Here is an 8,805-nt window from a genome sequence, read left to right as displayed (position 1 = left end):
ATACTCAGTATGGATACAAATAATAGTTTCAATTGCATCTTCGAACTCTCAACTCTTCAAGATTTTAATTGTTATGGAAGTATTTTAATGTGGATTCAGACATGCTAACAGATTTTATGAGTAATGATGATGAATGATACCAATGAACTACAACGCCAAATTCTTGAAGTCGTCGCTTTAATTCCATTTGGAAAGGTCGCTACCTATGGACAAATTGCTCAACTAGCTGGGCTACCAAAACATGCCCGTCTTGTAGGTACAGTTTTAAAGAATTTAGATGAAGGAAGTCATCTTCCATGGCATCGGGTAATTAATTCACAAGGTAAAGTGAGTACAATAAACTTAGATGAAAATGGTGAAAATCGACAATTAAAACTATTAAAAAATGAAGGTATTTTGTTAGAGAATCACAAAATTAAATTAAAAGATTATCAATGGATATTTTAATTATGTGCTTAAAAATAAATAATTTATTCAATCGAATCAAATCACGTTAATAAGTAAATTATAGGTCTGACTTATTAAAATAATTTAAAAAACTGCATGCCTGAAATTGGGCATGCGGTTTTTATTTAGATTAACGATAATCTTAAATCAGCGAACGATTAGAACAGGAATATGACTTTCCCCCAAAACTTTCTGAGCAACGCTACCTAAAATAAACTTTTTAAATCCAGTTCTACCATGAGAACCCATGATAATTAAATCCACTTCAAGATTTTGAGCAGCTTTAATAATTTCCTCATGAACTGAAAAACCTTCTACAACTTGTGTTGCAACTGTTTGTCCTAATTCTTCAAATTGTTTTTGAGCTTTCGTTAAATTTTCCTGAACATAAGATCGCACACGTTCAATTAGTTCATTGCTTTGCCCCATACGTAAATACGCATCTGCTAAATATGGGTCTAAAGTCATTACTTGAACCAAAGTAATTTGGCTATTTAAAGCTTTAGCAAGTTGTGCTGCTTGCTGAATGACATTTGCTGAAATTTCAGAGTCGTCGATAGCGACAAGAATTTTTTGATAAGCCATGATAAATACTCCTTATTATTACACTTTGATTCGCTTCTAAATTTTTTTTTAAAATAAAAACTATACTTTCATATTAAACTTATTATTCGCATAATAAAACCTAGTAATTTCATAAGAATAATTGTTGGTTTTAAATGTTTTTATGTTTTTAATTATTTGAAAAATATAAGAATATTGAAATTGTATAAGGTGTATTGTAAAGTTAATTATTTTATAGACTTTTGTCTAAATATGAGCGTAAACCATCAAGTTGATCAGTTTGTAATAGTTCTCTAATTTTTAAAATCTGCTTTTCATCTAGCTCATAGAGTTTTAAAGAAAGTAGTCTTTCAATATCTGTTTCAGAAAAACGATACTTAATAATTTTAGCAGGTACACCGCCTACAATTGCATAAGGTGGGACATCTTGAGTGACTATAGCTCCTGTGGCAATCACAGCACCTTCACCGAGTTTAACACCTTGCATGATCATGGCTCTGCTTCCAATCCAGCAGCCATCTGCAATTATGGTGTCACCCGCAGGGAGAAAACTGCGTGTATCAAAGGGGAATGTTGAGATCCAGTCTGGTCTATGCAGCTGATTGCCGCCCATCATAATGACACATTCGGCACCGAAGCAAACAAAATTACCAATATAAAGTTGGTCTATTGGTTTATCTGGTGTGGATACTTTGTCATGTAGATAACGTACTACACAACGTTCAAAACCTTGATCCCAATAAGCAGAATAATAGGAATAATTACCTTTAATATGAATATTTGGATTTTTTACAGTTTTCGCAATAAATTCGAACTCACACCAATGTTTAACAGGGGAGTTGATCGAAGTTGAGTCCATTTACATTTCACAGAATAATTTGAGAAGAAAAACCCCTCAAAGGTGAGGGGTTAATTGAGCTTGGAATATTATAGGTATTCCACGCTCACGATTTCGTATTCAACTTCACCTTGTGGTGTTTGAATTTTAGCTTCATCGCCTTCGCTTTTGCCTAATAGGCCACGTGCGATTGGAGAGTTCACTGAGATTTTATTAATTTTAAAATCTGCTTCATCGTCGCCTACGATTTTATAGGTCTTACGTTCTTCAGTATCTAGGTTTTCAATCGTTACCGTAACACCAAATACAACACGACCGTTTTGTTCAAGATCTTTAACGTCAATTACCTGACATGCGCCAAGTTTACCTTCGATATCTTGAATACGACCTTCACAGAAGCCTTGTTGCTCACGTGCTGCATGATACTCAGCATTTTCTTTGAGGTCACCATGCTCACGTGCCTCAGCAATAGCCTGTGTAATACGTGGGCGATCAACTGTTTTTAACTGTTGTAATTCTTTCTCTAAGGCAACCTTGCCTTCAGGAGTCATAGGATAACGTTGCATTTTAGTCCCCTCTAAATTGGTTGGGAAAATACAGGATTAAAAAAAGAAAAAGCCCGCCACCGATAAGGTGACGGGACTTTATCGGTAGAGAATTAACCTACAGTTTGTAAATCTTGCAAGCGGTATACATCCATTGGCAATTTCACAGCAAATGCTTGGCAAACTGCTTCTGCACCATTGATTGTCGTTGTGTAGTACACTTTGCCTTGTAGGGCAGCACGACGAATCATTGCAGAATCGTATTGAGCTTGTTTGCCTTCAGTGGTGTTGACAATAAGATGAATTTCACCATTTTTCAAGCGGTCTACAATGTGTGGACGACCTTCAGTCACTTTATTGACTGCTTCACATTCTAAACCAGCTTCTTGCAATACTTGGTAAGTACCGTTGGTTGCAACAAGTTTGAAACCGTAAGCAATCAATTGTTTAGCGATATTAGCAATATATTTCTTGTCTGATTCACGAACAGATAAGAATGCATATTTCACTTCGCCTTCAGTTGGCAAACCTGGTAAACGTTCATTTGAACCAAGCACAGCTTTGTAGAATGCTTCGCCAAAAGTTTCACCTACACCCATAACTTCACCTGTAGATTTCATCTCAGGTCCAAGCATTGGGTCAACACCTTGGAATTTAGCAAACGGGAATACCGCTTCTTTTACAGCAAAGTGAGTTGGGATGATCTCTTTAGTGAATCCTTGAGATTCTAAAGATTGACCAGCCATACAACGAGCAGCAACTTTCGCTAAAGATTCACCGATACATTTCGATACGAAAGGAACCGTACGTGATGCACGTGGATTCACTTCAAGTACATAAATGTCGTTGCCTTTTACTGCAAACTGAACGTTCATCAAACCTACAACGCCAAGCTCTTTTGCCATCGCAACAGTTTGACGACGCATTTCATCCTGAACTTCTTGTGAAAGAGAGTAAGGAGGAATCGAACATGCTGAATCACCTGAGTGAATACCTGCTTGTTCAATGTGTTGCATGATACCGCCGATCACAACGTCTTTACCGTCTGATACGCAGTCTACGTCAACTTCAGTTGCATCATCAAGGAAACGGTCAAGAAGAACAGGCGCTTCATTTGACGCTTGAACTGCTTCACGAAGGTAACGCTTAAGTTCTTCTTCGTTATATACGATTTCCATTGCGCGACCACCTAATACATAAGATGGGCGAACAACTAGCGGATAACCAACTTTTGCAGCTTCAGAGATACCTTCTTCAGCAGATTTTACAATGCTGTTGTTCGGTTGACGAAGCTGTAGACGTTGAATCATTTGCTGGAAACGTTCACGGTCTTCTGCACGGTCAATCGCATCTGGAGATGTACCAATGATTGGTGTACCGGCTTCTTCCAAAGCACGAGCTAATTTCAAAGGTGTTTGACCACCGTATTGTACGATCACGCCTTTAGGCTTCTCAGTACGTACGATTTCAAGAACATCTTCCAATGTAACAGGTTCGAAGTACAAACGATCTGATGTGTCATAGTCAGTTGAAACAGTTTCAGGGTTACAGTTCACCATGATTGTTTCGTAACCGTCATCACGCATAGCTAGGGCAGCGTGTACACAGCAGTAGTCAAACTCAATACCTTGACCAATACGGTTCGGACCACCACCGATGACCATGATTTTGTCACGGCTTGATGGATTTGCTTCACATTCTTCATCATAAGTTGAATACATGTAAGCTGTACCTGATTCGAACTCAGCAGCACATGTATCAACACGTTTATAAACTGGATATACACCCAAGTTCCAACGTTGTTTACGGAATTGCTTTTGTGAAATACCCATTAAGTCAGCAATACGAAGGTCAGATAAACCTTTGCGCTTGAATGAACGGATATTGTCAGCGTTTAAATCACCAAATCCTAAAGTTTTTACTTGAGCTTCAGTTTTAACGATATCTTCAATTTGGATCAAGAACCAACGGTCAATCTTCGTTGCTTCAAACACTTCATCTAATGAGAAACCATGACGGAATGCATCGGCAACATACCAAATACGATCTGGACCTGGAACTTTAAGCTCTTTTAAGATGATGTCTTTAGCATTTGCTGTACCAACTTCGATTTTTTCATCAAAGCCACTCACACCGACTTCAAGACCACGAAGTGCTTTTTGAACAGATTCTTGGAAGTTACGACCAATCGCCATCACTTCGCCCACAGATTTCATCTGAGTTGTAAGAACAGGCTCAGCTTGTGGGAATTTTTCGAAATTAAAGCGAGGAATCTTGGTTACAACATAGTCAATCGCTGGTTCGAAGCTTGCAGGTGTTACACCGCCAGTGATGTCATTTTTCAATTCATCAAGGGTATAACCAACAGCAAGTTTTGCAGCGATTTTTGCAATCGGGAAGCCTGTAGCTTTAGACGCAAGCGCAGATGAACGAGAAACACGAGGGTTCATCTCGATCACAACCATACGACCATCTTTCGGATTAATACCGAACTGAACGTTTGAACCACCTGTTTCAACACCGATTTCACGCAGAACAGCAACCGATGCATTACGCATGATTTGATATTCTTTATCTGTCAATGTTTGAGCAGGGGCAACAGTGATTGAGTCACCAGTATGCACGCCCATTGGGTCAAAGTTTTCGATCGCACATACGATAATACAGTTGTCGTTTTTATCACGAACAACTTCCATCTCGTATTCTTTCCAACCAATTAATGATTCATCAATCAATAATTGTTTAGTTGGAGAAAGATCGAAACCGCGTTCACAGATTTCAATAAATTCTTCTTTATTGTATGCGATACCACCACCAGAACCACCCATCGTGAATGACGGACGAATGATCACTGGGAAGCCGAAACGTGCTTGAATTTCCAATGCATGTTCCATGCTTTCAGCAACATCAGCACGAGGACATTCAAGTCCAATTTTACGCATTGCGATGTCAAAAAGTTTACGATCTTCTGCTTTTTCAATCGCTTCTTTTGATGCACCAATCAATTCAACGTTATATTTTTCTAAAATACCGTTAGCATCTAATGCAAGTGCACAGTTCAATGCAGTTTGACCACCCATCGTTGGGAGAACTGCATCTGGGCGTTCTTTTTCAATAATTTGTGCAACTGTCTGCCAAGTGATCGGCTCGATATAAGTTGCATCCGCCATTGAAGGATCGGTCATGATGGTCGCTGGGTTAGAGTTCACCAAAATAACACGGTAACCTTCTTCACGAAGCGCTTTACATGCTTGTGCACCAGAGTAGTCAAACTCACACGCCTGACCAATGACAATAGGACCAGCACCAATAATTAAGATGCTTTTAATATCCGTACGTTTAGGCATTATTCGCTCCTTAATTACTTCTTAGCTGCTTCGATAAGTTCGATGAAATGATCGAACAACGGAGCGCAATCATGTGGACCAGGACTCGCTTCAGGGTGACCTTGGAAGCTAAATGCTGGTTTGTCAGTGCGATGAATACCTTGGTTTGTACCATCAAACAATGAACGATGTGTTACTTTTAAGTTTGAAGGTAAGGTGCTTTCATCAACTGCAAAGCCATGGTTTTGAGAAGTAATCATCACTGTACCATTCTCAAGGTTTTGTACAGGATGGTTGGCGCCGTGATGACCATGATTCATTTTCATCGTCTTCGCACCAGAAGCAAGCGCTAAAATTTGGTGACCTAAACAAATACCAAAGACTGGTAATGTTGTGGTTTCAACAATGGTTTTAACTGCTTCGATTGCATAGTCGCATGCTGCTGGATCACCAGGACCATTTGACAGGAAAACGCCATCTGGATTTAAAGCAAGGACTTTTTCAGCAGGTGTTTGTGCAGGAACAACTGTTAATTTACAGCCGCGATCTGCGAGCATACGTAAGATGTTGGTTTTGACACCATAATCATATGCAACAACATGATATTTAAGTTCTGGTTGGGTAAAACCTTTGCCTAATGCCCAAGAACCTTCAGTCCATTCGAAACCTTCAGGGTCACAGCATTCTTTAGCAAGATCAAGACCATTTAAACCACCGAATTCACGTGCTTTGGCGATAGCTTCTTCTTCTGTAATATTTTCGCCAGCAAGGATACAACCGTTTTGTGCTCCTTTTTCACGTAAGATACGAGTTAACTTTCGTGTGTCAATATCTGCGATTGCAACAACATTATGTTGTTGTAAATATTCGCTAAGTGATTGCTCAGAACGGAAGTTACTGTGTAATAGTGGAAGATCACGAATAATTAAACCATTCGCCCATACTTTATGGATGCGACCTGATTCAACGTCTTCACTATTACAGCCAGTATTTCCGATATGAGGATAAGTCAACGTAACAAGTTGCTGTGCGTAACTTGGGTCAGTCAAAATTTCTTGATAACCAGTCATGGCAGTATTAAAAACGACTTCACCAGTCGTACTACCCGATGCACCGATAGACGTTCCTTTAAAGATCGTTCCATCTGCGAGGGCTAAAATGGCGGGGGTGCTCAAACCAAAGCTCCTGAACTAAAACCACAAAAATAGGGCTGTAAAAAAGCGAGTAGACATAAAAAAAGGTAGGCTGTCTTTAAAAACATGCCCCTCCTTCCAGTCTGCTCGCTTGTAACTTAACAGCGCATTATACGCATGAGTCTCTGAAAAGTCTATGTGTTTATTTATTAAAGTGAGTTAAAAGTACACGTGTAAAAAAAGAGGAGCAGAAGAGAGTGTCTATTGCAAAATAACTCATTCTTCTAAGTATAGAATGAGATATTATGCAAATTGTTAGACAATTTTTGCCTGATTCGATGCTGAAGCGATTTATCTTATACCTAGGCAAAAAATCAACAATCAGTATAGAGGGGAATCAAAATGGCTGAGAATCAAGCGCCGACAACTGCTGAAGAAGTGAAAGAAGTTGCTGTCGAGAAAACGGCTAAAGCTAAAGAAACTGTTGCTGCAAAAACAGCAGAAGTGAAAGAAGTTGTAGCTGAAAAGACTGCTGAAGTTAAAGAAGCAGTTGCAGAGAAAACAGCAAAAGCGAAAGAAGTTGTAGCTGAAAAGACTGCTAAAGCGAAAGAAGTAATTGCTGAAACTCAAGAACAAGCGAAAGAAGTAATTGCTGAAACTCAAGAGCAAGTGAAAGAAGTGATTGCTGAAACTCAAGAAAAAATTGAGACTGAAGCTAAAGAATTGAATCAAAATATTCAAAATCAATTGACTCAAATCAAGCAAGATTTACTTCAACGTATTGAAGTGATCAAATCACAATTAAATTCTTCTCAAGGTAACTTGTTTGAATTAAAGAATGCGTTGAAAACTGAGTTAAATGCTTTAATTGAAGATTTAACGAAAGTAAGCAAAGAATTAAAAGATGATATTAGCCAAATCTCTGTTAAGCACAAAGATACGCTAGTTGGCAGTTTTAAACGTACTAAAGATCAAGCTGTAGAAGCTTGGAACAAAGTTCGTGCTAGTTAATTACTAGCCAATAAAAAAGCGAGATATATTCTCGCTTTTTTATTGATTAAAATTGATGTAGCCAATCACGTTTGTTGTGAAAATCGGCTTGAGGGCTACTGTGCTGCATTGCAAAATAATGCATACCTTGTGTGGTATTTAATACAGCAGTTAAACCTACATATAAATCTGACCACTTCAACTTATTGCTTTGCATAAATTGAGTAAGGTCTAAACTTACATTTAATCCGTAATGGGTTTTCTGTAAGTGATTTAGCTCAATATCATATGCAGGAAGTGGCGGTATATTTTCAGGGAATCGGTATTCTTCAAATTGATAAGCTTGCCAAGCTTGAGAAGGGGAAAGATTAATTTCTCTATAGAAATCTTCATCTTTCACACCTACAAAAATTTCAAAACACGTTTGTTCCCATAAAAAGTCGAGGCGAGGATGTGCTGCGACGAGATCGGGATAAATTAAAAACTGATTTGGGTCACGAACCCAAAAACCAACATTTATAGTCGCTGGTGTTTGTTGCTCAATCGCTCCAACAACGGTAATTGCACTAAAACGATCGAAAGCAGAGAGTTCATAACTTGCCATAGCCTGATTACTTGCTTAAATGTGCAAAACGAACGAGATTTGAGAGATTTTGATTTTGTTTGTCCGCTTTCTTATAAAGCAAAACAATTTTACCAATTTTTTGTACTGATTCAGCGCCTGTAGCTTCAACAAGTGCATCAATTACAGCTGCACGATCTTCACGATCTTCACCCGCGATTTTAACTTTGATAAGTTCATGATCATTCAAAGCGCGATTTGTTTCTTCAATTACGTTTTCTGTCAAACCCTGACCACCAATCATAACAACTGGATTCAGCGCGTGGCCAATTTGACGTAAACGTTTGCGCTCATGGATAGATAAAGCCGCCATTTAAAAAATACCTGATTTGAAAAACGA

9 protein-coding genes are annotated in these 8,805 nt (G+C 38.6%); 2 read left to right on the top strand and 7 right to left on the bottom strand.

Going from position 1 to position 8,805, the window contains the following annotated elements; all coding sequences use genetic code 11:
• The first annotated feature begins 129 nt into the window (after nt 1-129).
• Nucleotides 130-447: an MGMT family protein gene (locus IRT38_RS14445; protein ID WP_194598080.1), complete on the top strand. Its 318-nt coding sequence runs from the start codon at nt 130-132 to the stop codon at nt 445-447.
• 147 nt (nt 448-594) lie between these two features.
• On the opposite strand, the gene IRT38_RS14440 is transcribed toward IRT38_RS14445, so the two are convergent.
• The 5 genes from IRT38_RS14440 to carA all read right to left on the bottom strand — a co-directional run bounded on the left by IRT38_RS14440 (nt 595) and on the right by carA (nt 6,895).
• Nucleotides 595-1,032: a universal stress protein gene (locus tag IRT38_RS14440; protein WP_004956015.1), complete on the bottom strand. Its 438-nt coding sequence runs from the start codon at nt 1,030-1,032 to the stop codon at nt 595-597.
• Between the two features lie 211 nt (nt 1,033-1,243).
• Nucleotides 1,244-1,870: a CatB-related O-acetyltransferase gene (locus tag IRT38_RS14435; protein WP_194598079.1), complete on the bottom strand. Its 627-nt coding sequence runs from the start codon at nt 1,868-1,870 to the stop codon at nt 1,244-1,246.
• Between the two features lie 68 nt (nt 1,871-1,938).
• Nucleotides 1,939-2,415, bottom strand: coding sequence for a transcription elongation factor GreA (gene greA, locus IRT38_RS14430; RefSeq protein ID WP_004878279.1), 477 nt, complete (start codon nt 2,413-2,415; stop codon nt 1,939-1,941).
• 92 nt (nt 2,416-2,507) lie between these two features.
• Nucleotides 2,508-5,741, bottom strand: a complete 3,234-nt coding sequence (gene carB / locus IRT38_RS14425; RefSeq protein ID WP_004908293.1) for a carbamoyl-phosphate synthase large subunit — start codon at nt 5,739-5,741, stop codon at nt 2,508-2,510.
• A gap of 14 nt (nt 5,742-5,755) precedes the next feature.
• A complete protein-coding gene (gene carA / locus IRT38_RS14420; protein ID WP_004956022.1) occupies nt 5,756-6,895 on the bottom strand; it encodes a glutamine-hydrolyzing carbamoyl-phosphate synthase small subunit in 1,140 nt (379 codons plus the stop codon).
• A 360-nt stretch (nt 6,896-7,255) separates the two neighbouring features.
• Here carA and IRT38_RS14415 point away from each other — a divergent pair, with 360 nt between their 5' ends.
• Nucleotides 7,256-7,864: a hypothetical protein gene (locus IRT38_RS14415; protein WP_004963543.1), complete on the top strand. Its 609-nt coding sequence runs from the start codon at nt 7,256-7,258 to the stop codon at nt 7,862-7,864.
• Nucleotides 7,865-7,910: 46 nt separating this feature from the next.
• Here IRT38_RS14415 and IRT38_RS14410 read toward each other — a convergent pair whose 3' ends face one another.
• Nucleotides 7,911-8,447 carry a DOMON-like domain-containing protein gene (locus IRT38_RS14410; protein ID WP_004908285.1) on the bottom strand — a complete coding sequence of 179 codons (537 nt, stop codon included), beginning with the start codon at nt 8,445-8,447 and terminating at the stop codon, nt 7,911-7,913.
• Nucleotides 8,448-8,454: 7 nt separating this feature from the next.
• Nucleotides 8,455-8,778 carry a ribosome assembly RNA-binding protein YhbY gene (gene yhbY, locus IRT38_RS14405; protein WP_042893369.1) on the bottom strand — a complete coding sequence of 108 codons (324 nt, stop codon included), beginning with the start codon at nt 8,776-8,778 and terminating at the stop codon, nt 8,455-8,457.
• Nucleotides 8,779-8,805 lie beyond the last annotated feature (27 nt).

This window comes from Acinetobacter sp. SK-43 (assembly GCF_015351505.1).
Lineage (GTDB): Bacteria > Pseudomonadota > Gammaproteobacteria > Pseudomonadales > Moraxellaceae > Acinetobacter > Acinetobacter junii.
The sequence above is the reverse complement of the archived record's forward strand: the minus strand, read 5'-3'. Positions and strand labels throughout refer to the sequence as shown.